General features: G+C 68.4%; 25 protein-coding genes. 14 read left to right on the forward strand and 11 right to left on the reverse strand.

The features are described from left to right. Positions 1 to 233 precede the first annotated feature (233 nt). Positions 234 to 587, forward strand: coding sequence for a zinc ribbon domain-containing protein YjdM (locus BLS50_RS31325; RefSeq protein ID WP_006498247.1), 354 nt, complete (start codon positions 234 to 236; stop codon positions 585 to 587). Between the two features lie 67 nt (positions 588 to 654). After that, positions 655 to 1,491: a class I SAM-dependent methyltransferase gene (locus tag BLS50_RS31330; protein WP_053523823.1), complete on the forward strand. Its 837-nt coding sequence runs from the start codon at positions 655 to 657 to the stop codon at positions 1,489 to 1,491. Between the two features lie 47 nt (positions 1,492 to 1,538). On the opposite strand, the gene BLS50_RS31335 is transcribed toward BLS50_RS31330, so the two are convergent. Beyond that, positions 1,539 to 1,724 carry a ribbon-helix-helix protein, CopG family gene (locus tag BLS50_RS31335; protein WP_006489181.1) on the reverse strand — a complete coding sequence of 62 codons (186 nt, stop codon included), beginning with the start codon at positions 1,722 to 1,724 and terminating at the stop codon, positions 1,539 to 1,541. A 94-nt stretch (positions 1,725 to 1,818) separates the two neighbouring features. After that, positions 1,819 to 2,577 carry a YoaK family protein gene (locus BLS50_RS31340; protein WP_023476584.1) on the reverse strand — a complete coding sequence of 253 codons (759 nt, stop codon included), beginning with the start codon at positions 2,575 to 2,577 and terminating at the stop codon, positions 1,819 to 1,821. Positions 2,578 to 2,819: 242 nt separating this feature from the next. On the opposite strand from BLS50_RS31340, the gene BLS50_RS31345 reads away from it, so the two are divergent. Further along, positions 2,820 to 3,170, forward strand: coding sequence for a hypothetical protein (locus BLS50_RS31345; protein ID WP_074807387.1), 351 nt, complete (start codon positions 2,820 to 2,822; stop codon positions 3,168 to 3,170). After that, complete coding sequence (locus BLS50_RS31350) at positions 3,167 to 3,379, forward strand: twin transmembrane helix small protein (protein ID WP_006489184.1); 213 nt, start codon at positions 3,167 to 3,169, stop codon at positions 3,377 to 3,379. Before BLS50_RS31345 ends, BLS50_RS31350 begins: the two co-directional genes overlap by 4 nt. 133 nt (positions 3,380 to 3,512) lie before the next feature. Here BLS50_RS31350 and BLS50_RS31355 read toward each other — a convergent pair whose 3' ends face one another. The 6 genes from BLS50_RS31355 to BLS50_RS31380 form a co-directional block, all read right to left on the reverse strand. Continuing rightward, on the reverse strand, positions 3,513 to 5,192 hold the full coding sequence (locus tag BLS50_RS31355; protein ID WP_074807390.1) for a dipeptide ABC transporter ATP-binding protein: 1,680 nt from the start codon (positions 5,190 to 5,192) through the stop codon (positions 3,513 to 3,515). Beyond that, a complete protein-coding gene (locus tag BLS50_RS31360) occupies positions 5,189 to 6,058 on the reverse strand; it encodes an ABC transporter permease (protein ID WP_080486954.1) in 870 nt (289 codons plus the stop codon). The genes BLS50_RS31355 and BLS50_RS31360 overlap by 4 nt, the downstream gene beginning before the upstream one ends. Positions 6,059 to 6,071: 13 nt before the next feature. After that, positions 6,072 to 7,082: an ABC transporter permease gene (locus BLS50_RS31365; protein WP_006481286.1), complete on the reverse strand. Its 1,011-nt coding sequence runs from the start codon at positions 7,080 to 7,082 to the stop codon at positions 6,072 to 6,074. Positions 7,083 to 7,143: 61 nt separating this feature from the next. Next, positions 7,144 to 8,784 (reverse strand): ABC transporter substrate-binding protein, encoded by a 1,641-nt coding sequence (locus BLS50_RS31370; protein ID WP_074807392.1) that lies wholly within the window; start codon positions 8,782 to 8,784, stop codon positions 7,144 to 7,146. A gap of 76 nt (positions 8,785 to 8,860) precedes the next feature. Beyond that, a complete protein-coding gene (locus BLS50_RS31375; RefSeq protein ID WP_074807395.1) occupies positions 8,861 to 9,436 on the reverse strand; it encodes a GNAT family N-acetyltransferase in 576 nt (191 codons plus the stop codon). Next, a complete protein-coding gene (locus BLS50_RS31380; RefSeq protein WP_074807397.1) occupies positions 9,433 to 10,599 on the reverse strand; it encodes an MsnO8 family LLM class oxidoreductase in 1,167 nt (388 codons plus the stop codon). The genes BLS50_RS31375 and BLS50_RS31380 overlap by 4 nt, the downstream gene beginning before the upstream one ends. Before the next feature lie 334 nt (positions 10,600 to 10,933). Here BLS50_RS31380 and BLS50_RS31390 point away from each other — a divergent pair, with 334 nt between their 5' ends. From BLS50_RS31390 to BLS50_RS31430, 9 genes are all read left to right on the forward strand, one after another. Then, positions 10,934 to 12,241 carry an NtaA/DmoA family FMN-dependent monooxygenase gene (locus BLS50_RS31390; RefSeq protein WP_074807402.1) on the forward strand — a complete coding sequence of 436 codons (1,308 nt, stop codon included), beginning with the start codon at positions 10,934 to 10,936 and terminating at the stop codon, positions 12,239 to 12,241. 177 nt (positions 12,242 to 12,418) lie between these two features. Further along, positions 12,419 to 13,222 (forward strand): transporter substrate-binding domain-containing protein, encoded by an 804-nt coding sequence (locus BLS50_RS31395; protein ID WP_080486966.1) that lies wholly within the window; start codon positions 12,419 to 12,421, stop codon positions 13,220 to 13,222. Positions 13,223 to 13,226: 4 nt separating this feature from the next. Continuing rightward, positions 13,227 to 13,961, forward strand: a complete 735-nt coding sequence (locus BLS50_RS31400; protein ID WP_074807404.1) for an ABC transporter permease — start codon at positions 13,227 to 13,229, stop codon at positions 13,959 to 13,961. Continuing rightward, positions 13,958 to 14,725: an ABC transporter permease gene (locus BLS50_RS31405; protein ID WP_023476592.1), complete on the forward strand. Its 768-nt coding sequence runs from the start codon at positions 13,958 to 13,960 to the stop codon at positions 14,723 to 14,725. Before BLS50_RS31400 ends, BLS50_RS31405 begins: the two co-directional genes overlap by 4 nt. 26 nt (positions 14,726 to 14,751) lie before the next feature. Further along, the gene (locus BLS50_RS31410; protein WP_074807406.1) at positions 14,752 to 16,134 is read left to right on the forward strand and encodes an LLM class flavin-dependent oxidoreductase; all 1,383 of its coding nucleotides are present in this window, start codon (positions 14,752 to 14,754) and stop codon (positions 16,132 to 16,134) included. A 102-nt stretch (positions 16,135 to 16,236) separates the two neighbouring features. After that, the gene (locus BLS50_RS31415) at positions 16,237 to 17,799 is read left to right on the forward strand and encodes a sugar ABC transporter ATP-binding protein (protein WP_080486955.1); all 1,563 of its coding nucleotides are present in this window, start codon (positions 16,237 to 16,239) and stop codon (positions 17,797 to 17,799) included. After that, entirely contained in the window at positions 17,796 to 18,857 is a 1,062-nt protein-coding gene (locus BLS50_RS31420; RefSeq protein ID WP_074807408.1) for an ABC transporter permease, read from the forward strand. The genes BLS50_RS31415 and BLS50_RS31420 overlap by 4 nt, the downstream gene beginning before the upstream one ends. Before the next feature lie 166 nt (positions 18,858 to 19,023). Continuing rightward, positions 19,024 to 20,094, forward strand: coding sequence for a substrate-binding domain-containing protein (locus BLS50_RS31425; protein WP_074807411.1), 1,071 nt, complete (start codon positions 19,024 to 19,026; stop codon positions 20,092 to 20,094). 60 nt (positions 20,095 to 20,154) lie between these two features. Then, the gene (locus BLS50_RS31430) at positions 20,155 to 20,685 is read left to right on the forward strand and encodes an OsmC family protein (RefSeq protein WP_053523832.1); all 531 of its coding nucleotides are present in this window, start codon (positions 20,155 to 20,157) and stop codon (positions 20,683 to 20,685) included. A gap of 143 nt (positions 20,686 to 20,828) precedes the next feature. On the opposite strand, the gene BLS50_RS31435 is transcribed toward BLS50_RS31430, so the two are convergent. Beyond that, positions 20,829 to 21,749, reverse strand: coding sequence for an AraC family transcriptional regulator (locus tag BLS50_RS31435; RefSeq protein WP_074808684.1), 921 nt, complete (start codon positions 21,747 to 21,749; stop codon positions 20,829 to 20,831). Between the two features lie 139 nt (positions 21,750 to 21,888). Between BLS50_RS31435 and BLS50_RS31440 the strand changes: the two genes are divergently transcribed. Then, the gene (locus BLS50_RS31440; protein ID WP_074808687.1) at positions 21,889 to 22,854 is read left to right on the forward strand and encodes an SDR family NAD(P)-dependent oxidoreductase; all 966 of its coding nucleotides are present in this window, start codon (positions 21,889 to 21,891) and stop codon (positions 22,852 to 22,854) included. A gap of 69 nt (positions 22,855 to 22,923) precedes the next feature. Here BLS50_RS31440 and BLS50_RS31445 read toward each other — a convergent pair whose 3' ends face one another. Beyond that, positions 22,924 to 24,228 (reverse strand): HipA domain-containing protein, encoded by a 1,305-nt coding sequence (locus BLS50_RS31445; protein ID WP_074807414.1) that lies wholly within the window; start codon positions 24,226 to 24,228, stop codon positions 22,924 to 22,926. After that, a complete protein-coding gene (locus BLS50_RS31450; RefSeq protein WP_011545460.1) occupies positions 24,218 to 24,502 on the reverse strand; it encodes a helix-turn-helix domain-containing protein in 285 nt (94 codons plus the stop codon). The genes BLS50_RS31445 and BLS50_RS31450 overlap by 11 nt, the downstream gene beginning before the upstream one ends. Positions 24,503 to 24,823: the final 321 nt, after the last annotated feature.

The following is a 24,823-nucleotide window of genomic DNA, read 5'->3' on the forward strand; positions in this document are numbered from 1 at the left end:
AGTGCGCGCGCCATTCGGCGCGAACTTGCCGACATCCGCTGCGAAGGCGCATTCAAGTGCGCGGATTGTCGGGAAGTGGATGATTATAATGCATCGGCCAGATCATGTGAATTGCATTATAATGCTGTGTGCGCCGCTGGCGGCCCGTGGCACTGCCGGCGGCCGCGTGGCGGCGCATCCGGGCATGCGACCTGCTCGCCCGGCATCGTCGATCGACCCGAACCTCTCCCCGAATGGAAGCTGCAATGAATGCCCCCGCCTGCCCGCAATGCGCGATGGAAAACACTTACCCGGATGGCGCGCTGACCGTGTGCGCGGACTGCGGCCATGAATGGTCGGCCGACGCCGGCGCCGAGGCCGGCGACGAACCGGCGGGCGACGTCGTCAAGGACGCCAACGGCAACGTGCTGTCGGACGGCGATTCGGTCGTGCTGATCAAGGACCTGCGCGTGAAGGGTTCGTCGATCACGCTGAAAATGGGCACCAAGGTCAAGAGCATCCGGCTCGTCGGCGGCGATCATGAAGTCGACTGCAAGACCGACATGGGCGGCTTCATGCTGAAGGCATGCTATCTGAAGAAGGTCTGAGCACACGGTTCAGGCAGCCGCTGCATCCGCGTTTTCATCCGCCGCATTTCCAGCCGATTACCCGCACATGGCCGAGGATCGAACTTCCTACGACGCGTTCGTCAGGTTCCTGGCGACGCCGCTGAACGACGGCCGGCCGTTCGTGCTGGAGACGCAGCACGCGGTCTCGCTGCACTTCGATCATTTCGGCACCCAGAGCTTCATGTCGCTGCGCGATCCGGTGCGGCTCGCGCTCGGCTATACGCGCGTGATGATGGGTTTCCTGCTGTTGCAGGCCGAGCCGGCGCACATCTGCATGCTCGGGCTCGGCGGCGGGTCGCTCGCGAAGTACTGCTACCGCCACCTGCCCGGCACGACGCTCGACGCGGTCGAAATCAATCCGGACGTGATCGCGCTGCGCGACGTGTTCAGGATTCCTGCCGATGATGCGCGCTTTCGCGTGGTATGCGCGGACGGCGCGGATCATCTCGAGCGAGCGGACGTCCGGACGGACGTGATCCTGCACGACGCGTTCGTCGCCGACGGGAGGCGCGGGCGCTGTACGGGCGGCACATTTCTCGATATGTGCCGCGCGCGCCTGAGCGAATCCGGCGTGCTCGCGATCAACTTCATGGACGACGATCCGGCGTTGCCGGAGCACCTCGAGCAACTGCGATCGGTATTCGGTTCGTCGTATGCGCTGGTGCCGTGTGGCGACGACAACAACTTCGTTGCATTCGCGTGGAAGGACGGCAGCCGGCTGCCGTCGTTGCGTACCCTGCTGGAGCGGGCGCTCGCCTGCCCGCAGGCCGGCGAACTGAAGCTCGCTGCCACCGCGCGGCGCATGAAGCACGGCGAGGGCATCGATCCGCGGCGGCTGGTGTGGCGTGCGCAATCGCACGAACGTTGGGAGATCGGCGCGTAACGGTGCCGGGGTACCCGGCCGGCGCCACGCGGCCTTGACGGCCGCGCTTACTTCACGCGCTTGCCGATCGCGCTGCGGGTCTTGTACGTGACGCCGTGCCGGTCGAGATATTCGCGGATCAACTGCCGGACGACTTGCGACGGCGTAAGATCCTGCTCCGCGCAGAGCATCTCGAAGGCTTCTTTCTTCGCGGGATCGATCAGGACGGTCAGGCGGGCGGTTTTCGTTTCCATGACGGGGCGAGGGTGGTCGGTATGTTAATCAAATGATAATCGATCCGCTTTCGGCGTTACCGCGCGCGCCGCGCGCACTGCCCGTGGCGCACCATCAGCGTTGGCTGCGCAGCAGCGCGAGCAGGTCGTCGATCACCGGCACGATGGCGAGCGTGACGAGTACCGCGGCGAGCGGCACGGTCGACACGTAGCCCACATGCTTGAAGCCGATGGCGCCGGCCAGGCCGCCGACGAAGAACGACGCGAGCATCGTCGCGTGTATCCGCAGTTTCGAACGGTTGGCGATCACCGCGTGCGCGTCGACGTCGATGGCCGAGCGGTTCCAGTAGAACAGCTTCCCGAGCTCGATGCCGAGGTCGGTCACGATGCCCGTGATGTGCGTCGTGCGGATTTCCGCGCCGGACAGCTTCGTGATCGTCGCGTTCTGCAGCCCCATGATGAAGCACAGCAGCGTCACGGTCACCGGCACGAAGAACGTTTCCCACAGCGCGAGGTGGCTGCCGAGCAGCCCGAACAGCAACAGCAGCGCGGCTTCGACCAGCAGCGGCAGCATGAACTGGCTGTGCAGGCCCCGGCGGCGCCCCCAGTTGACGAGGATCGCCGAGCAACTGGCGCCGATCAGGAACGACCCCAGCGAGCTGATGCCGGCGAGCGCGAGCCGCACGTCGCCGAGCGCCGTCTGGTCGGCGATCGCCGATACGATGCCGCTCATGTGCGACGTGTATTGCTTGACCGCGAGAAAGCCGCCGGCATTGGCCGCGCCGGCGACGAACGCGAGCGAAAACCCGAGCTGGCGATTGGCGGTCGCGCTGCGGTGTTTTCCCGTCAGGTTTCGAAAGTACTGCGCTGGCATAAGGGCTTCGCTCGATCGTCGCGGATTCGCGGGCACAGGCGGAAAACCGGTGCCGGGCGGCGTGACGGGCACGCCGCTTGCACCGGATACCGGGCTGTCGAATCATGTGATGAACATGATAATGTCATTATCATACCCTGTTGGCCGGATGGTGCTTTCAGTACAATGGTGCAATGCGCCACCGGCCGGCTGTTTCGCCGCTGTGCGGCGCGCGCCTGCGATTCCCTTCTGCCCACCGCTTCATGACCCCGATCAAGTTCATCCTTCGCTACACGGCGATCCCGTTCACGGCCATCGTCGCCGTGGTGATCTGGACTGTCATACCATCGTCGAAAGAGATCGATGCGAGACAATACGCGGCGCTGTCGCGCGCGTACGCGAGTTTCCCGCTGCCGTTTAGGCGCGAGATCTCGGACACGATGGCGCACGACACGATCAACGACCGGCGCTACCAGGCGCTGGTGCGCGATTCGCTGGGCAATGGCGTCGCGCTGGACTGGCCGGCGTCGGGCGTCGGCGGCGTCGCCGACGAGCGGCAAAAACTGGCCGAACTGATTCAGGCCGATTCGGATCTTCAAAGGCAACGGCAATGAAAACCCTGCTGGTTTCTGTGGCATTCGCGATGATCATCGCGAGTCTGATCTTCGCGCTGTACTTCATGAATCACGATCGCGGCAAGTCCAAGCGGATGGCGTGGTCGCTCGCCGCGCGCGTCGGCTTGTCGGTCACGCTGTTCCTGTCGCTGCTGATCGCGTACAAGCTCGGCTGGATCGAGCCGACCGGGTTGCCGATCGGGCGCTGACGCGTGGTTGCCGCGCGATCGCCGCGCAGGCGCCGGGCGGTTCGATTCCGCGTGATCGCGCCGAAGCGGACTTGACGGCGAGCACCGGTGGTCGATCAGCCCAACGAGGCGGTTCGACCGGGGCAGGCAGCCGTCATGCGAGCGCGGTGAGCGTCGGCGCGGTAGCCGTGCCGACGGGCAGCGTGGGCAGTGCATCGAGAAGCGACGCGGTATACGGGTGCGACGGCGCGTCGAATACCTGCGTGACCGGCCCGCTTTCGACTACGCGGCCCCGTCGCATCACGAGAATCCGGTCGGCCACGTGATGCACCACGCCCAGGTCATGCGAGATGAACAGCATCGCGGTGCCGTGTTCGGCCTGCAGATCGGCGAGCAGGTCGAGCACTTGCGCCTGGATCGACACGTCGAGCGCGCTGACCGGTTCGTCCGCGACGAGCAGCGCCGGATTGGACGCGAACGCGCGCGCGATCGCGACGCGCTGGCGCTGGCCACCGGACAATTCGCGCGGATAACGGTCGAGGCACGCCGCACCGAGCTGCACTTCGTCGAGCAGTTGCAGCACGCGGCGGCGGCGCGCGTCGCCGTGGAGTCCGACCACCTCGAGCCCTTCGCCGATGATCCGGCCGACCGAATAGCGCGGATCGAACGAACTGTACGGGTCCTGGGCGATCAGCTGCAGCCGCGCACGGCGGGTGCGCCGCGCGGCTTCGGGGATGCCGTTCCATGGCTGGCCGTCGAGCGTGACGGTGCCGGCGTCGGGTTCGACGAGCCCGAGCACGATCCGCGCGACCGTCGATTTGCCGGAACCGGATTCACCGACGATGCCGAGCGTCTCGCCGCGCGCGAGGGAGAACGACACGCCGTCGACGGCGGCCGGCGCATCGCGCCCGCCGTAGCGCTTCGTCAGCGCGTCGACGGCCAGCACCGGTGCCTGCGCGTCGATGCGCTTCGGCGGCAGCGGCACGCGCTCGGCGTTCGCGAGCCGGAACCCGCGCGACGCGGCGGTGGGAATCGCCGCGAGCAATGCACGCGTGTACGGATGCGCCGGTGCGCTCAGCACGTCGCGTGCCGGCCCCTGTTCGACGACCTGGCCGGCGCGCATCACGAGCACGCGGTCGGCCAGCTCCGCGACGACCGCGAGGTCGTGGCTGATCAGCAGGATCGCATCGCCGGCATCCCGGCGCGCACGCAGCAGCGACAGGATCTGGCGTTGCACGGTCATGTCCAGCGCGGTGGTCGGCTCGTCGGCGATCAGCAGCGACGCGCCGCCCGCGATCGCGGTGCCGATCAGCACGCGCTGCCGCAAGCCGCCCGACAACTGATGCGGATACTGCGGCAGCCGCCACTCGGGATCGTCGATGCCGACCGAGCGCAGCAGGTCGGCGCTGCGCGCGGCGACATCGCGCCGGCGCGTATCGTGCAACGCCTCCGCGACGAGGTCGCGCACGCGCCATAGCGGGTCGAGCGACACCAGCGCGTCCTGCAGCACATAGCCGATCCGGCGGCCGCGTATCGCGCGCCAGTCGCGCTCGCGATGGCCGCGCGCATCGATGCCGGCGATCTCGAACCGGTCGGCGTCGATCACCGCGTGCGGGCCGTTCAGCCCGACGAGACTGCGCGCGGTGACCGACTTGCCGGAACCCGATTCGCCGACGAGCGCGACGCATTCGCCGGCATGCACGGCGAGATCAAGCGGTCCGACGACGGCCTGTGTGCCTTGCGGGCCGCGAAAACCGATCGTCAGGCGCTCGATGCGGGCCAGCGGCGCGGCGGAGAATGTCGTTGCGTGCGCAACGGTATCGGGCGTACTCATGCCGCCTCCCGATGTTCGAAGCGCGCCTGCCAGTAGCCGCCGAGCGCGTTCACCGCGATCACGGCCGCGGTGATCGCGAGGCCGGGCCACACCGCGATCCACCACGCGTTGTACAGATAGTTGCGGCCCTCGGCGAGCATCAATCCCCATTCCGCGGCGGGCGGCTGCGGTCCCATCCCCAGGAAGCTCAGCCCCGACGTACCGATGATCGCGGTGCCCAGCCCGATCGTCGCGAGTACCGGTACCTGCGCGATCGCATGCGGCAACACGTGCCGCCACACCAGCACCGCCGGCGCCAGGCCGAGCGTGCGCGCGTGCTCGACATAGCCGGATGCCGCGACGACGAAGGTTTGCGCCCGCACCACGCGTGCGAAGCGCGGCACCGACGCGACGCCGAGCGCGAACACGAGGTTGACCGCGCCGGGGCCGGTGAACGAAATCAGCATCAGCGCGAGCAGCAGGTCGGGAAACGCGGACACGACGTCGAGCGCGCGCGTGATCAGTTCGTCGAGCCAGCCGCGCGCGAGGCCGGCGAACAGCCCGAGCGCGGTGCCGAACAGCGTCGCGACGCCGATCGCGGCCGCGCTGATCGACAGCGAGTAGCGGGCGCCGTACACGACCCGCGAGAAGATGTCGCGGCCGAGCTGATCGGTGCCGAGCCAGTGCTCGGCGCTGCTGCCGAGCTGCGCGGACAGCGGATCGGCCGCCAGCGGGTCGTAGTGCGCGAGCCAGCCCGGTGCGACGACGGCGATCGCGTTCAGCAGCAGATAGACGGCGGCGAGCGCGAGGCCCGGATGGCGGCGCAGCCAGCTGGCGGCGGCGAATGTCGCGGGCGTGCGCAACGTGAAGTCGATGGGCGTGGACATCGAAGTCTCCGGTTCAACGCGCTGCGCGGCGGTCGCGCAGGCGGGGATCGATCAGCAGGTACAGCAGGTCGACGGCCGTACTGAGCGCGACATAGATGGCCGCCGACAGGATCGCGATCGCGAGGATCACCGGCATGTCCTTCGACAGCACCGCGTCGACCGTCACCTTGCCGAGGCCGGGCCGGCCGAACACCTGCTCGGTGATCACCGCGCCGCTCAGCAGGCCGCCGACGAGCCAGCCGGCGAGCGTGACGGCCGGCAGCGCCGCGTGGCGCAGCGCATGGCGCACGCGCAGCGCGAGCCCGCCGATGCCCCACGAACGCACCGTCAGCGCGTACGGCTCGTCGAGCGCGCGCTCGATGCCTTGCCGCAGCACGCGGCCGATCACCGCCCCCTGCGCGAGCCCGAGCGACAGCGCGGGCAGGACGAGCGACGCGAAGCCGCGATCGCCGGCTACCGGGAACAGCTTCAGCGTGAAGCTGAATACGAACAGCAGCATGATGCCGAGCCAAAACGACGGCGTCGACGCGAGCAGCAACTCGACGCCCGACGCGGCGCGGCCGGCCCAGCGGCGGCCGGCGGTCAGCACCGCGAGGCCGACCGCGAACACGATCGTCACCACCAGCGCCGCGCCCGTCAGTTTCAGCGTCGGCCACAGCTGGCCGAGCACGAGCGGCGCGACGTCGGTGTTCAGGATGTACGAGCGGCCGAACTCGCCGTGCAGCACGCGCCACAGGTAATGCACGTATTGCAGCGCAAGCGGCTCGTCGAGCCCCCATTCCTGGCGGATCGCGGCTTCGATCTCCGGCGTGCTCAACTGCTCGCCGATCAGGATGCTGACGATATCGCCCGGCGCGAGATGCACGGCGGCGAACGACAGCGTCACCGCGGCCCACAGCACGAGCGCGCCGGTGGCGAGCCGCGTCGCGATCGGCGAACGCAGCCAGCGGCGCCATGCGGCCGGCGGCGCAGCGGCAGGCCGCGCGTCCGGGACGGAGACGAAAGCGGACGACGGACGGTTCATGGTCGATTCTCCTGTCGGGGCGGCGCGATGGGCGATGCGAGGCAGGCCGGCAAGCGTCGGCTTACTTCTTCACCCACACGTCGTACGGGTTCTCGGGCATCTGCGCGAACGAGCGGAAGCGCAAACCCTGGACCGCCTTCGCGGCGGCGATCTGGTCTTCCGGCTCGTACAGCGGCAGCGCGTACGCCTGCTCGTTGATCGCGAAGTGCTGCAGCTCGCCGTACAGCTTCTTGCGCTCGGCGACGTTCTGCGTGCGCGCGGCCGCCTGCAGCCAGCGCGTCAGCTCGGGCGCCGCCGCACGGCTGTAGTTCAGCGCGCCGCCGCGATCGACGGGCAGGTAGTGGCCTTCGATGTCGATGCCGTCCGGCGGCGTGTTCGAGTTCGCGATCGAGCCGAACTTGCCGCTCTTGCGTGCCTCGACGTACGTGCCGTCGTCGACGTACTGGATCTTCAGGTCCACGCCGAGTCGTTGCCGCGCTTGCGCCTGCAGCGCCTGCAGCAGCACGTCGCGCTGGTCGCGTACGGTCGCCTGTGCCTGGACGACCGCGATCGTCAGCCGCTCACCGTTCTTCGTGCGGAAGCCGCCGCTGTCGCGCGCGCTCCAGCCGGCTTCGTCGAGCAGCTGGTTCGCGAGCTTCGGGTTGTTGCCGTAGGTCTTTTCGATCGACGCGTCGTAGAACGGATCGATCGGCGACGTGATGCCCCATGCGCGCGTGCGCTCGCCGCGGTAGATCGATTGCACGATGCCGGTCGTGTCGAGCCCTTCGAGCAGCGCGCGGCGCACCTTCACGTCCTGAGTCGGGCCGTAGCCGACGTTCAGGAACAGCGAGTACGGCGTGCCGGTGTTGAGCGCGCGGCGGTAGGTGAAATCGGCGTTCTTGCGGATCAGCGCGGCGTCGTTGCCGGACACGCCTTCGATCACGTCGACCTGGCCGGACAGCAGCGCGCCGGTGCGGACCGACGATTCGGGCAGGAACCGGTAGACGACCCGGTCGAGATACGCGGGGCCCTGGTGGCCGGCGGTCGGCGGCGCCCAGCGATAGTCGGGATTCTTCGCGAACTCGATTTCCTGGCCTTTCACGTAGCGGCGCAGGATGAACGGGCCGGTGCCCGCGATGTCGGGGCCGCCCGATTTCAGGCCGGGGCGGTCGAATGCGTTCGGCGACAGCAGCGGCAGCCGGCCCGCGAACGTCAGGAACGGCGCATACGGCGCGTCGAGCGTGATGACGACGGTGTGCTCGTCCGGCGTCTTGACGTCGGCGACGTGCGAGATCAGCCGCGCGAGCTGGCTGCCGGCCGCATACGACAATTCGCGCGCATTCAGGAAATTGCGGGCGACGGCCTTCGCGTCGAACGGCGCGCCGTCGGTGAATTTCACGCCGTCGCGCAGCGTGAACGTATAGGTCTTGCCGTCGGCGGAGACCTTGTAGCCGGTCGCGAGCCACGGCACGTAGCTGCCGTCGGGCTTCTGCGCGAGCAGGCTTTCGTACGCGTTGCGCAGCAGCAGCTCGACCTTGTCCTGGCCGTTCAGTTGCGGGTTCAGCGTGCGCGGCTCGGTTTCGACGCCCCAGGTCAGCGTGCCGCCGGAGACGGGCGCGCCTTGGGCGAACGCCGCATGCGGCAGCGCGAGCGCGAGCAGCAGCGCAGCCGACACGCTGCGGCGCGACGCGCGCAGCGCGGAATCCGGAAATGCGAATGTCATGCGAGAAAGCCTTTTACGAGGTGGATAGCGGTGGATGCGGTTCGCGTCGTTTATGTGGGCCGGCCGGTACGTCACGTTATGCGTTCGCGTGGATGCGTTCGTGGTCCCGGGCGGTGTCGTCCGCGGCTGCGCCCGGGTAGAGATCCGGGATCAGGATTTTTCTCAACCAGACGAGCGGGGTGCCGAGCGCGTTCGTCGAGCGGTCGAACGGCTGGTAGCCGCTGCGCTCGTAATACGACTGCAACCACGGATGATTGGTCGCGGTCGCGAGGTACGTTGCAGGCGCCTTGATTTGCGACGCCAGGAACTGCGTCTCGACGTGCGCGATCAGTGCGTTTCCGAATCCTTGTCGCTTGAACGCGGGGGCGACCGCGAACCAGTGCAGGAACGGATAGGGCGTGCGATGGCGTTCGCCGGACACCCACGGAAACCGCACGGTCAACGTGGCCGCGAGCGTCGTGCGGCCGTCGGGTGTCGCGTGTTCGAGCACGAACGTCGTTTCGCGCGCGACGGTCTGCGCGACGCGTTCGATCGGCGAGCGCGTGATCGTGAAGTGCACGCCCTGCGCCGCGAGCGGCGCGTAGGCGTCCTGCAGCAACGCGTAGACGGCCGGCACGTCGTCCGCGCCGGCGATGCGGATCGTATCGGTCATGGCGCGGTGCCTTCGAAGTCCGGTTGATGCGTGGTCGTGCGCGCGTGCGGGGCTCGCGCGTTCGATTCGCCGTGCGTGTCGCGCGCCGCCGCGGTGTCGTGATCGTCGGCACGCGCGCTGGCCAGTAATCGCAGCGACGCAATCCGCGGCGCGGCATCGGCGACCGGCGTGTCGACGACGAATTCGGCAATCCCGTGGCGGCGATGCAATGCGTCGAGCTCGCGCAGCACGTCGTCGCGCGTGCCGTGCACGATCCGCGTTTCGCGCGGCTCGATCCGGTGCGGGCCGCCGCCGGCCTGGCGGATGTATGCATGCGCCTGTTCGAGGCTGCCGACGTTGACGGCGGCCGTGTCGCCCAGTTGCACGCGAAAGCCCTGATGCCCGCTCGCGAGTTGCGCCGCCGCGTCGCGGGTGTCGGCGACGATCGCGGAGACGGCCAGCAGCGGCGTGCGGCCGCCCGACGCCTGGCGATAAGTGTCGAACGTGCGTTCCAGATCCGTCGCGGAGGCATTCAGGTGCGACGCGTAGACGAACGCCCAGCCGAGCCGCGCGGCGAGCGTGGCGCTTTCCGCGCTCGCGCCGAGCAGGAACGGTTGAGCGGGCTCGGGCGGGCGTGGCGTCGCATGCAGCGTAGCGCCGCCATCCTGGCCGGCTGCATCGGCTGTCGCATCGTCACCCTTGAGATGGCGATTCAGCTCGTCGGCCAGATCGGCGAACGACGCGCGCCGCGCCGGATCGTAGCCGGCCTGCAGCGCACGGGTCGACAGCGGCAGGCCGCCCGGCGCCTTGCCGACGCCGAGGTCGACGCGGCCGGGTGCGAGCGACGCGAGCAGGTTGAAGTTTTCCGCGATCTTGTACGGACTGTAGTGTTGCAGCATCACGCCGCCCGATCCGACCCGAATGCGCCGCGTATGCGCGAGCACGTGGGCGATCAGGATTTCCGGCGACGGGCATGCGAGCGCGGCGGTGTTGTGATGTTCGGCGAGCCAGTAGCGGTGATAGCCGGCCGCATCGGCGAAGCGTGCGAGCGATACGCTGCGCGCCAGTGCGTCGGCGGCGGTTTCTCCGGGTGTGACGGGGCTCTTGTCGAGCACGCTCAAGCGGAACGGCAGCGCGGACAAAGCGGACAAATCGAAGTGGGAACGGAGGGCGTCGAACGTCATGATGATGCGATCGGCGCGGGTCGAAACGGCCTGATCAACGGATTTGGCATGCCGAATTATTTTGCGTCGACGTTCGCACGGTCAAACAATCAAGAAGAATATCGAAAGCCGAAAATATTCGTTCCGGCCGCCCGGGGGGCTTGCGCTATGGTCGTTGGCTGCGCGCCTCGCGGCGTGTGCGTGGAGCCTGCCCGACGATCTCCGGCGCGCGTACGCTCGCCGTCGCGCTGTTTGCGGGCACGCTCCGATTATCCGATCGAACGGAATCACGAGGAATGCGAATGAACCAGCAACGCGAACGACGTAAGGCCCTCACGGCGACCGGAGCCGTGTCATGAGCGGCGCACGCAGACGGCTGAAGACGCTCGTCGGCGCGGCGAGCGTGCTCTACGCGCCCGGCGATGCGGATATCGCACAGGGCGTGCGGCGCGCGGCGTCGCTCGCGCGCAAGGCGGAAGCCGAGAAGATCACCGGCCTCTTTACCGCCGACCTGTTGCAGGCCGATGCGGCGGGCCTCGCCGGGACCACCGGCAGCCAGGAGCCGATCGTCGCGCTGGCGGCGCTGAGCCAGGCGACATCGGCCATCGGGCTCGTCGCGACGGTGTCGACCACGTATCACCATCCATACAACCTCGCACGGCTGATCGGCACGCTCGATCACGTGAGCGGCGGCCGCGCCGCGTGGAACGCGGTCACGTCATCGGTCGGCGAGGAGAATTTCGGCGACGCCGCGTTGCCCGACCCGGAGCAGCGTTATGCGCGCGCGGCCGAATTCGTCGAAGTCGTCAACGCGCTGTTCGACGCGAACGATCCGCGCGCGACGCGGCGCGGGCCGGGCGGCGGCATCTCGGTCGATCCGTTGAAGCTTGGCGCGATCGACTATCGCGGCGCGCATTTCCAGGTGCAGGGGCCGCTGAACGTGCCGCCGTCGCCGCAACGGCGGCCGGTGCTGTTCCAGGCGGGGCAGTCGGCAAGCGGCGTGGCGCTCGGCGCGCGGTATGCGGAAGTCGTCTACACGTCGCAGCCGACGCTCGACGATGCACGCGCATTCGTCGCCGAGCTGCACCGGCAGGCGGCCGCATTCGGTCGCGGCGACCGGCCGCCGCTCGTGATGAACTCGTTTCATTCGGTGATCGGCGAATCCGATGCCGACGTCGCGCGGCGCTTGCGCGACAAGCATGAACGCATCGATTACGAACAAGGCAGGCTGAAGCTCGCCGACATGCTGGGCGGCGGCGTCGACCTGAGCGGCCTGCCGCTCGACCAGCCGTTGCCGGCATCGCTGCTGCCGGCGATCGACAGCGTGCACCGCCGGCGCGGACGCGTGGCGATCTTCGTCGGCTACGCGCGCCAGCGGCTGACGCTGCGCGAGCTGATCATCCGCGCGCAGGAGACCGGCCACTGGTTCGTCGCCGGCACGCCGGAGCAGCTCGCCGACGCGATCGAGACGCGTTATCGCGCGGGGCTCGTCGACGTGCTGTCGCTGCACGGGCTCGGCCAGCCGGACCAGGAGGACCTGCTGCTCAACGGCTTGCTGCCCGAATTGCGGCGGCGTGATCTGCTCGATACCGACTATGTGGGCGGCGATTTCCGCGCGAATCTGGAACTGCCGGCGTTGCGGCGCGAGGCCGTGGCGGCGTGAGCGGATGACCCGCGTACCGGGCGAGGACGTTGGCCGGTCCGCGGTTCGGCGCATATCGCGCGATCAGATATCCATCGCAAAAATAACCATTTGGTACACGCTTCGGCGCGCATTACAGTCACGCCTCCTGCCGGCTGCCACGCCGGTCGTTCCGACGTTATTTCAGAAATGCGCCACATGAATCGTTTGATGCGTTCCAGGGTCCGCCGTGCCGCGGCCGCGCTGTTCGTGCTCGGCCTTGCGCCGGTTTCCCATGCGGCCCAGCCGACGTTGCGCGTCGGCATCGACGCCGAGTCGTACCCGCCGTTCTTTTCGAAGGACGCGACGGGCAAGTGGAAGGGCTGGGAAATCGACGTGCTCGATGCCGCGTGCGGCAAGCTGAACGTACGGTGCGAGCTCACCGACATTGCGTGGGACGGCCTGATTCCGGCGTTGCAGAACCGCAAGATCGACGTGATCTGGTCGTCGATGACGATCACCGGCGAGCGGCAGAAAGCCATCGATTTCAGCCGTGCTTATTACGAATCGCCGACGGTGTTCGTCGGCGCGAAAAGCGACCGGCGCCGTGTCGACTGTGCGGTGCCCACGACCTTCAAGGGCAGCGTGATCGGCGTCGAGGCCGGCACCAACTTCTCGGCGTTCCTCGATGCCCGCTTCAAGCAGGACGCGCAGATCAAGGCGTTCGACAAGTTCGACAATGCGCTCGCGGATCTGGTGTCCGGCCGCGTCGACTACGTGCAGGAAGGCAAGGGGCTGTTCACGGCGTTCCTCGCGTCGCGCGACGGCAAGGACTTCGAGGTCAAGGCCACGTGCGCGGACAATCCGGTGCTGGGCCTCGGCATCGGCGCGGGCGTGCGCCGCGGCGATGCGCTGCGCGGCAAGCTGTCGACCGCGATCGCGCAATTGCAGCAGGACGGCACGTGGGATGCGATCACCGCCCGCTATCCGAACCTGAAGGGCACGATCGAGAAGGGTCGTTGAGCGCATGGCCGCGGACGATTCGCTGCTCGCGTTGCTCGCCTTCGGCGACGGCGGTTATGGCCGCGTGTTCGCGGGCGCGTTCGCGCTGACGTTCGGCGTCGCGGCCGCGTCGTTCTGCACCGGCGTGCTGCTCGGCATCGCCGGCGCGCTCGGCAAGCTGTCGCGATACGCGGCGCTCGTGTGGCTGGCGCGGCTCTACACGATGCTCGTGCGCGCGCTGCCGGAGCTGTTGTGCCTGCTGCTCGCGTTCTACGCGGTCGCACCGGTCATCGAGAACGCGCTGCGCGGCAGCGGCATCGTTTCCGGCGACTTCGCGTTCGATCCGTTCGTCGTCGCCGCGCTGTCGCTCGGTTTCATCCAGGGTGCGTATCTCACCGACATCTTCCGCGCGGCGCTCGCCAACGTGCCGGTCGGCCAGATCGAAGCCGCGCACGCGTACGGGATGACGCCGTGGCAGACGTTCGCGCGCATCCGGCTCCCGGCCGCGGCGCGGCTCGCGCTGCCGGGCGTCGGCAACGTGTGGCTGAACGCGACCAAGGACGCGTCGTTCATCAGCGTGCTCGGATCGTTCACGGATCTGCTGAAGGCGAGCCAGCTCGCGGCCGGTGCGACGCGGCACTACGTATTCTTCTATCTGGTCACGGCCGCGCTGTTCCTGCTGCTGAGCATCACGTCGACCGGCATTTTCGCGGTGCTCGAGCGGCATGCGAACCGCGGCACGAGGCGCGCGACGACATGATCTTCTCGCTGCCGTTCCTGCTCGACACGGTGATGCCGAAGCTGCTCGCCGCGGTGCCGACGACGCTCGCGCTGACGCTTGTGTCGGGTGCGGCCAGCGTGCTGCTGGGCGTGCCGCTCGCGCTCGCCGCCGGTGCACGCCATACGCCGCTGCGCTGGTCCGCGCGCGGCTGGCTCATGCTGATCCGCGGCACGCCGCTGCTCGTTCAGCTCTATCTGCTGTACTACGGATTCGGGCAGATCGTTCCGCGCGAATGGATGCGCGACAGCTGGGCGTCGCCGCTGCTGCGCGACGCATTCTGGTACGCGATCGTCGCGCTGAGCGTGAACGAGAGCGCGTACGTCGCGACGATCCTGCGCGGCGCGATCGCCGGCGTGCCGGCCGGCGAGATCGAGGCCGGCCACGCATACGGGATGACGCGCCTGCAGGTGCTGCGCCGCATCGTCGGCCCGCGTGCGTGGCGGCTTGCGCTGCCCGCGCTTACCGGCGAGGCCATCCTGCTGCTGAAATCGACCGTCCTCGCGTCGACCGTGACCGTATTCGACGTGATGGGCACGGCCAATACGCTGCGCTTCGAGACGTTGCGCGTATACGAACCGCTGGCCGGTGCGGCGATCGTCTATGTCGTGCTGGTCGCGCTGCTGACCATTCCCGCCGCCCGTCTCGAGCAGCGCATCAATCGCTACCTGACGCGCCAGCCCGACGAACGCGTGCCCGCCCGGCGTCGCCGCGCGTCGTCGGGCGCGTGGGCGGCACCCAACTGATTCCTGCCTTGGTACCGATTTCGACGATGTCCGATCCTCGCCCCTTGCTGTTTTCCCTGTATGAACAAGCCAGCGTCGGCTGCGGCGGCGCGCCGAGCCTGTGGACCCATCCGGCCGACGAACGGCTGCGCGCGAATACGCTCGCGTTCTGGTCGAATCTCGCGCGCACGGCCGAGCAGGCCGAGCTCGACATGCTGTTCTTCGCGGACGTGCTCGGCCTGTACGACGTCTATGGCGGGTCGGCCGACGCGGCGGTGCAGTGGGCGGTCGAGGCGCCCGCGAACGACCCGATGATGCTGATCCCGGCGCTCGTCGCGCAGACCGAACGGCTCGCGTTCGGCGTGACGGCGAGCACGACCTACGAGCACCCGTTCGCGCTCGCGCGCCGCTTCAGCACGCTCGATCACCTGAGCCACGGCCGGATCGGCTGGAACATCGTGACGTCCTACCTGACGAGCGCGGCGCGCAACTTCGGGCTAGACCAGATGATCGGTCATGACGAACGCTACGCACGCGCCGAGGAATTTCTCGACGTCGTGTACAAGCTTTGGGAAGGAAGCTGGGCGGACGACGCGGTCATCGCCGACAAGCACGCGCCGCGCTATGCGCGAGGCGAGCGCGTGCGGCCGATCGCGCACGAAGGCGCGCACTATCGCGTGCAGGGGCCGCACGTGTGCGCGCCGTCGCCGCAGCGCTCGCCCGTGCTGATTCAGGCCGGCTGGTCGGGGCGCGGGCGCGCGTTCGCGGCGAAGCACGCGGAGGTGGTGTTCGTCGCGAAATCGAATCCGCACGAGATTCGCGCGGGCCTCGACGAGATTCGGCGGCTCGCGGCCGAACGCGGCCGCGCGGCGGACGACGTGAAGTCGCTGACGGTGCTGCGGATCGTCACGGCGCGCTCGTCGAGCGACGCGAAGGAGAAGTATCACTCGCTGCAGCAGCACTATCACCAGCACGCGCAACTCGTCAGCTATGCGGGCGACACCGGTATCGACATCGACCGCTATGCGGACGACGAACCGCTGACGACGCAGACGGAAGGGCTGACGTCCTATGTGGTGCGGCCGGACGGCAGCGGCAAGCCGCTCACCGCCGGCGACGTGCGGCGCAAGTTCGCGAGCGTCACACGCGGCACCGACCTGATCCTCGTCGGCGCGCCGGACGAAGTCGCGGACCAGCTCGCGGAGCATGCGCGGCAGTCGACGACGAGCGGCTACATGCTCAATCCGCTGATCAGCCCGGGCACGCTCGACGATTTCGCCGAACTGATCGTGCCTGAGCTGAAGAAGCGCGGCCTGTACCGGACGACGCCGGCGAGCGGCACCTTCCGTTCACGGCTGAGCGGCCGCGACCGCCTGCCGGACACGGCTTACGGCGCGTCGTTCCGGTTTCCCGTGCCGGAAGCGGGCTGACCAGCCGATCAATGCCGAACGACTTTCATCGGAGTGGCGTGACATGATCGAGGACGTACTGTTCCTGCCGCAACTGCATCGTGCCGACCGGGATCGTCCGGCATGAATAGCGCGACGAACGAAACCATGGAGGCGACGCGGCGCGAAGCTCGACCCCATCGATCGGCATCGCCGCCCGTCCTGAGCGCCACGGGCATCGCGAAACGCTTCGACGCGACCGTCGCGCTGGCGGCGCTCGACCTGTCGATCGGCGCCGGCGAAGTCGTCGCGCTGATGGGCGCGAACGGCGCGGGCAAGTCGACCTTCGTCAAGATCCTGAGCGGCGCGCTGCAAGCGGACGGCGGCACGCTGACGCTGCGCGGCGAACCGTATCGGCCGGCGTCGCCGCACGCGGCCAAGCGGCTCGGCGTCGCGACCGTGCACCAGTCGGTGGCTGACGCCGTCGTGCCGACGCTGTCGATCGCCGACAACCTGCTGCTGGACCGACTGTGCGACCCGGCCTCGCCGTGGCGCGCGCCGCCGGCCGCGCGGCGTGCCGCGGCGCGTTCGCTTGCCGCGCGGGTCGGGCTCGACGTCGACCTGGCGGCGCCGCTCGCCTCGCTGTCGCTGGCCGACCAGCAGCGTGTGACCCTGGCCCGTGCGCTGGCCGGGCAGCCGTCGTTGCTGATCCTCGACGAGCCGACCGCCAGCCTGTCGGCGACGGAGGCCGAGCGGCTGTTCGAGCTGGTGGACGCGTTGCGCCGCGATGGCGTCGCCATCCTGCTGGTGTCGCATCGGCTCGGCGACTTGCGTCGTATCGCGGATCGCGCGGCGATCGTCCGCGATGGCCGGATCGTCGCGGATCTGGCCGCGCCGATCGATTTCGACGCCGCGGTGGAAACGATGATCGGCCGGCCGTTGCCGCGTACGCGTGCGGTGGCGCCGGAGCGGGTCGCACCGGCCGAATCCGGGCCCGGATCAGGCTTCAGCGTGCGGCAGATCCGGTTGACGCCGACCAGCACGCCGTTCGACCTCGATGTCCGGCGTGGCGAGATCGTCGCGATCGCGGGCCCGGTCGGCGGCGGCAAGTCGCGCTTCGCGCGGACGATCTTCGGCGCCGTGCGGGCGGCCGGCGGCGAGATGACGCTCGACGGACGGCCATGGCGGCCACGAACGCCCGCCGATGCGATTCGCGCCGGCGTATTCCTGGCCGGCGAGGATCGCTGGCGCACGTCACTGTTTCCCGACAGCGTCCCGTTCGCGTCGATCGCCGGCACCATCGGCTTTCCATTTCTGGCGCGCTGGTTCGCGAGCGGTGCGGTGCGCCGAACGCGCGAACGCACGGCGGCCGCCGCGGCGATCGCGCGATTCGGGATTCGCTGCGAGGGGCCGGACGATCGCGTCGCACACCTGTCCGGCGGCAACCAGCAGAAGGTCGTGCTCGCGCGCTGGCACGCCGAGCCGGCGCGGCTGTTGCTGCTCGACGAACCGTTCCAGGGCATCGATGCGGGCGCGCGCGCCGATATCGTCGATACGCTGCGGCGTCATGCGCATGAGCGCACGACGATCGTATTCGTCAGCGATCTCGAGGAAGCCGCCGAGATCGCCGATCGTATCGTGCGGTTCGATCGCGCGACGCTCGATGGCCTGTCTCCGACTTCCTCCATCGTGGGTGCCTGCTCATGAAACCCGTGACTTCTTCTTCCGCTGTGCATCAAGCCGCATCCGTCGAACGGTCGTCGCGCCGCCGGCCGGCGCGCATCCGCGATGCGCTCGAGCGGACGGGCATCCTGCTCGTGCTGGCCGTCCTCGTGGTCGTGTTCGCGCTCAGGGAGCCTGCGTTCCTGAACCTCGACAATCTGTTCAGCATCCTCCAGGCGGTGTCGATCGTCGCGCTGCTCGGCATTGGCGTGACGGTCACGCTCGCGGCCGGCGGTTTCGACCTGTCGGTCGGCAGCGTGGCCGCGACCGCGCAGATGGCCGCGAGCTACGTGCTGGTCGTCTGGCACGGCAGCGCGTGGGCGGCCGTGCTCGCCTGCGTCGTGCTCGGCGTGGCCGCCGGCTTGTTCAACGGCTTGCTGATCACGCGGCTGCGCGTGCCCGACCAGCTCGCGACGCTCGGCACGCTGTTCCTGCTGGCCGGCCTTCAGTTGATCCCGACCGGTGGCCGCTCGCTCGCGACCGGCTCCGTGCTGCCCGACGGCACGGACGCGACGGGCGTGTTCCCCGACGCGTTCCTCGCGCTCGGCCGGCTCCGCGTGTTCGACGTCGTACCGTTGCCGGTGCTGCTGCTCGCGGCGGTGACGGTGCTGGCCTGCGTCACGATGGAAGCGACGCGCTGGGGCCGCGTGATCTATGCGATCGGCGGCAACGAAACGGCTGCGCGTTTGGCCGGCGCGCCGGCCGCGCGCTACCGCGTCGCCGCGTATGTCGTGTCGGGCGCGATCGCATCGCTGGGCGGCGTGCTGATCGCCGCGCGGGTCGGCCGCGGCGACGTCAGCGCGGGACACTCGCTGTTGCTCGACGCGGTGGCCGCCGCGCTGATCGGTTACGCGGTGTGGGGCGCGAAGCGGCCCAACGTGTTCGGGACGGTCGTCGGCGCGGTGTTCGTCGGCGTGCTGCTCAACGGGCTCACGATGCTGAACGCTCCCTACTATATGCAGGATTTCATCAAGGGCGTGCTGCTCGTGCTGGCCCTCGCGTTTACGTTCGGCATCGGTCGCCGGGCGGATGCGCGGGCGTGACGGGTGAGGTCGCAAGCCTTGGTACAGGCACGGACTGGTTCGAATAACCTGAAGGCCTGACTGTTTGTTATCCAAAGTAATATCGATTGCCGAATCGGTCGGTTTGAGTTCGTGTGCCGTGCTGATAGATTGAGTCGATATCGTTCTGTACGGAGACAGACCCGCCATGCGCTCGTTGCTTCGCCGAAAGTCGCGCCTCGAACCGAAACTCGGTGTACTCGTATTGGGCGCCGCACTCGCGCTCGGTATGCCCGCGGCACACGCCGGCCCGCTCAAGGGCGCGCCCGCGCCGTTCGACAAGGGCGGCGTGAAGATCGCGCTCGTCAACTACCTGTCGACCGGCGATTTCTTCCAGGCCTACGAAGCCGGCGCGCAGAAGCAGGCACGCGCGCTCGGCATCGATCTGCGCATCTACGAAGGCCGGCAGGACGCGGCCGAGCAGCGCGAGCAGATTCAGCAGGCGATCAGCATCGGCGTGTCCGCGATCATCGTCAATCACGGCTTGCCGGAATCGCTGAAGGACGTCGTTCAGCGCGCGCTCGACAAAGGCATCAAGGTCGTCGCGTTCGACGTCGATCTCGCCAATCCGAAGGTGCCGCAGATCGAGCAGAACGATCGCGACCTCGCGAACCTGCTGCTCGATCAGGCCGTGAAGGACAACGGCGACGCGTTCTCGGCGGGGTACGTGTACGTGGCCGGATTCGCGCCGCTCGACCGGCGCGACGCCGCGTGGCGCGATTTCAAGCGCGCGCACCCGAAGGTGCAGGAAAAGGCGCGCTGGGGCACCGTCGACAATCCGATCGCGCAGTCGGTCGCGAACCAGGCGGCCGCTGCGTACCGTGCGAATCCGGACATTCGCGTCGTGTTCGCCCCGTACGACGAGTTCGCGCGCGGCGCGAAGCTCGCGGCCGACGAGGCCAGGCTCTCGTCGAAAATTCGCATTTACAGCGCGGACGTGTCGACGGCCGACATCGCGGCCATCCGCGCGCCGAACAGCGCGTGGGTCGCGACGGCCGCGACCAATCCGGCGGTCGTCGGCGCGGTGTCGGTGCGGGCTGCGGCGTTGCTGGTCGCCGGGCAAAACCCGGGCGCGCGCATCGCGGTCAAGCCGACGCTGATCACGCGGGACGACCTCGTGAAGAACGACATTCACACCGTGGCCGAGCTCGGCGCGAAGTTTCCGGCGTTCCGCGCGAGCGACGCGGCGACGGCCGCGTGGATTCCGGCGCTCGACTGATCGCGCTGGCACGCAGCGAACCGATCCGGCGCCCGCGTGCCGCCTACCCATGACTCGACCATGACGACCCTGAACGACTATCTCGCGCAAAAGCGCGATGCGTGGCACGCGAAGCAGCAGGCCGCCCGCAACGATCCCGATTTCAAGGCGACGCCGCTGAAGGCGACCGTGCGCGCGCTTGGCCGCAGCGGCGTGCGCGAGATCCGGATTCGCGATTTCCAGGTGATCAGCGACAGCCCGCCCGATTTCGCGGGCTACAACCTCGGGCCCGCATCGCCGGAGTTGCAGCTCGGCGTGCTCGGCAGTTGCCTCACGCACATCACGTTGATCCAGGCCGCGGAGCGGGGGCTGAAGATCGACGCGATCGAAGTCGAAGTCACCGGCGACCAGCATCCGCTCGCGCAGCAGCCGGGGTTCGAGCATGTGCCGGTATTCCCGCACAACCTCCGCTATACGCTGGACATCGTGTCGCCGGAGCCGCCGGAGGCGATCCGTGCATTGCATCAGGCGGTGGAGGAGGTGTGCCCGATCTTCAACCTGCTGAGGCTGCCGCAGCACATCGACGGGGAATTGCGGCATACCCGCGCGTGATGCGCTGACGCGTTGCTGCACGGCCAAGTTTGGAAGTGCAATCGAGGTATTGTGATAAGAATACTTATCCCGATGGTCGTGATGCGAATGCGTGGCGTTGACGGATTCGCACCATCGCGCGCCCGAGGAGGGCGGTCACGACGCTAGTTTCCCGGTTCCTTCGTCACGTCCTGACGATAGGCGCGCGGCGAGCAGCCCACGATGCGTTTGAACGCGTGGCCGAACGCGCTATCCGAGTCGTAGCCGAGCCGCTGCGCGATCGCCGAGATCGATGCGTTCGAGCGGCGCAGTTCGCGCATCGCCAGCTGTATCCGCCACCGCAGCACGTATTCGAGCGGCCCGAACCCCAACCGCCGCTTGAAATGCAGCGCGAACGTCGACCGCGACACGTGGCAGCAGGCCGCCAGCGCGTCGACGGTCCAGCGCCGCTCGGGCGCCGCGTGAATCGCGGCCAGCGCCGCGCTGACCCGCGCATCCGCGAACCCGGCCAGCCACCCGACATCGCCGTTCGCGCCGGCGTCCACGTAGCGCCGCAGGATCTGCACCAGCATCATGTGTCCGAGATGCCGAACCATCAGCGACCCGCCCGGCGACGACGCGCCGAATTCCCGTGCGAGCTGCTGCAGTGACCAGCGCAGCACCGCCGCCGGTTCGGAATCGCCGTTCACGATCACCACGGGCGGCAGGCTGCCGAGCAGCAGCGGCATGCGTTCCTCGTACGCGAAGCGGCCGCCGATCAGAAAGCAGTCGGCTGGCTCGCCGTAGTGCGCGATACCGCGTTCGAGATGCCGGTACACGTCGGCGGCCGGCGCCGGCGCGACCGACGGATCGCTCGCCAGCGAAAATGCCCGCGGCGCGGCGAGCAGGAAGCAGTCTCCCGTGCGGAGCCGAACGGGCGGTCCCGCACCGTCGACGGTCAGCCAGCAACTGCCTTCGACCACCGCATTGAACTTGATTCCGTCGGGCGGGGGAAGGTCGACCGCCCACGGGCCGCCGGCGCGCAGGCCGGTGAAAAACGAGTCGCGCGTTTCCAGCAGCGACAGCACTTCCGATAGCGGGTCCACGCGCATTCCCCGGACGATCTCGACGAAAAACCGGATTCTATTGCATTCACAGTCCGGATGCGCGGCCGGAGAATGCGTTCGTGCAGTGACGCGGCCGACGGGCGGTCGCGTGCTTCGCGCACCGTTCCTGGAGCTTTCGATGACGAGCAGGCAGCATCCCCTTCATTCCGGATTCGACGCCGCCTCGACGGCGAGCGACGTCCTGGCCGGCCTCGATTTGCACGGCAAGACCGCCATCGTCACGGGCGGCCATTCGGGTCTCGGGCTCGAGACGACGCGAGCACTGGCGCAGGCCGGTGCGCACGTCGTCGTCGGCGCACGGAGCGTCGCGGCCGCGCGCGAGGCGACGCACGGCATCGCCGGCGTGGAGGTCGCGCCGCTCGAACTTGCCGACCCAGCCAGCGTGGCCGCATTCGCCGCGCGGTTCGTCGATGCGGGACGCCACGTGCATATCGTCATCAACAGCGCGGGCATCATGGCGTGCCCCGAGACTCGCTTGGGCGACGGTCGGGAAGCGCAGTTGGCCGTCAATCACCTCGGTCACTACGCGCTCGTCAACCGGCTGTGGCCCGTGCTCGCGCATGGCGACGGCGCCCGCGTGGTGGCGGTGTCGTCGCTCGGGCACCGGCTGTCGCCGATCCGCTGGGACGATATCGATTTCGCGCGCGGCTACGACAAATGGCTCGCGTACGGGCAGTCGAAAACCGCCAATGCGTTGTTCGCGGTGCAACTCGACATGCTCGGCGCGCCGTTCGGCGTCCGCGCGTATTCGCTGCATCCGGGCAAGATCGCGACGCCGCTGCAGCGCCATCTGACGCGCGAGGAAATGATGGCGCAGGGCTGGGTCGACGAACACGGCGTGCCGATCGATCCGACGTTCAAGACGCCCGCGCAGGGGGCGGCAACCCAGGTATGGGCGGCGACGTCGCCGCGCCTGGCCGATCTCGGCGGCGTCTATTGCGAGGATTGCGACGTCGCGACGGTGACGCTCGGCGACGAGGAATCGGGCGTGCGGCCGCATGCGATCGATCCGGAGGACGCGGCGCGGCTGTGGGCGTGGTCCGCGGCAGCGACGGGCGTCGATGCCTTTGCGGCGCGGGGCTGACGCCCAGGCATTCGCCAGGCCGGGCGCCGCGCGGGTATCGGCGGCGGTTCGATACTCGCGCGCGGCAAGCTAGCCGCGCGCCTGCCGCAGCGCGCGCCCCATCTCCGCGATCGGCATCGCGACGATTGAATTCAGCAACCGCATTTCCCCGGCGTCCGGATGCGCGATGTTTCGCACTTCATCGAGCGTCTGCTCGACGTGACGATCGAGCGGTTCGAGAAAGCGCTGCAGTTCGCTGGCGGCCGCCTTGTCCCTGAGCCCGAGCGCCTGACCGAACGCGACCAGTGCATTCGTGTCGATATCGGCGAACCGCGTCGCATTCCCGAGCGGCATCGTCAGCTCGCAGTGCGGCCAGTGCTCGCCGCGATGGTCGGGCCGGTGCGTCGGCGTGTGATACACGACCGTGCTGACGATGTCGTAGAACGGCGCGAGCCGGTAGCCGCGCGCGTCGACGAAGAACGACAGGTTCTTCAGGTGCGCGTCGGCATTGCCGACCACCACGTTGAACACGGTCCAGCGGAACACCGACAGGCGTGTCAGTGCGCGCGTGCTGGTGCGCTCGATCGCGCGGGCGAGCTCCCGCGCATTCGCCCGCTGGTACTTGAAACCGCGGTCGTAGTTGAGCAACTGCATCGCGTCGATCGTATGCACGCGCCCGGCCGGTTCGGACGCGATGTCGCGGTCGAACCGGTCGATCACGTAGCAGGCGGACGGCGCGCGCAGGAAATGCACGTCCGGCACGTCGAGCCCCATCTTCTTCGCGAGCTGCATGCAGAAGAACTCGTTGATCGCCGAATGCGGATAGCCGGCCGCGCGCATGTCGGGTTTGAGCAGGTGCATCGACGGTTCGCTGCCGACCGGCTCGAACAGCGCGTAGTCGGGCGCATCGCCGCGCAACACCAGCAGCAGCTTCTGCTGCGCGCCGGCCGCCGACATGCGCTTGGGCGCGGTGGCGGTCAGCGCGCGCTCGGGCATCGCCTGGATCCGGCGCTCGAGTTCGTCGAGCGGCAGCGGCTGCAGGCCGCCGGGCGTTTCCTGCTCGCCATCGGCCAGCAGCGTCAGCGCGCCGGCCGATTCGCGGCCGAAGTATGCGAGCAGGCCCCACGCGTCGGCCGCATCGACCTTCGCCTCGCGCGCGAGCGACGTGCGCATGCCCTCCTCGGGCAGCAGGTTGTCGAAGAACCACTGGACCGGGCGATCGGTCGATGTGTCGGTGAACACGCCCGCGTGCAGCGGAAATGCCGGCGACAGCGGATATGCGACGGGTGACGCGAGCCATTGCGGGTCGTACGCGAACGACCAGATCCCCTTGTCGTCTGTCAGCGTGCCCATGCGCACGCCGTTCGCGGATGCGATCAGCGTTCTAGCCGCCATGGCTGCTCCTGCGGCGTTGCGCGGCCTTCAGCGCGGTGGCTTCGGAGATCTCGATCGACGACTCGGCATACAGCCGCACGCCCAGTTCGCCCAGCAGCAGCATGACCTTGCCGATTTGCGCGGTCGGCTTGCCGGCTTCCACCTGGCTGATGAATTTCGGCGACAGCCCGGTCGCGTTCGCGAGCTCGTCCCGAGTGAATCCCTGCTGGATCCGCGCCGCGCGAATGAAGTGGGCGAGCGCGCCGATCGTGTCGACGGATTGGGACTCCGACATAACGTTCTCCGTGCTTCGTATCTGATCGGGAACAGTATTGCATACCTCATCGGATTCGGCAGCAATTCGTATTCGTACGGGAACGAACGGTGGATCCTGCAAGCTGCATCTTTATTTCGTTCCCGACCGGGAACGGATCGCCGAGAAAGGAGTGCCGGGACGATGTTCGTATACGATCGGATACGGAGAGGGTCGAGACCGTCGCACCTTTGCACGCGCCCCACCGGCCACGCCGACGACGGCGCCCGCTGGATGTCCGCCTCGGCAGTCAGTCCGCGGCCGTTCCGCGCGCCGAGCGACGATCCTCGATCGTTCCGCGAA

The organism is Burkholderia orbicola, from assembly GCF_900100915.1.
In the GTDB taxonomy this organism is placed as follows: Bacteria; Pseudomonadota; Gammaproteobacteria; order Burkholderiales; family Burkholderiaceae; genus Burkholderia; species Burkholderia orbicola.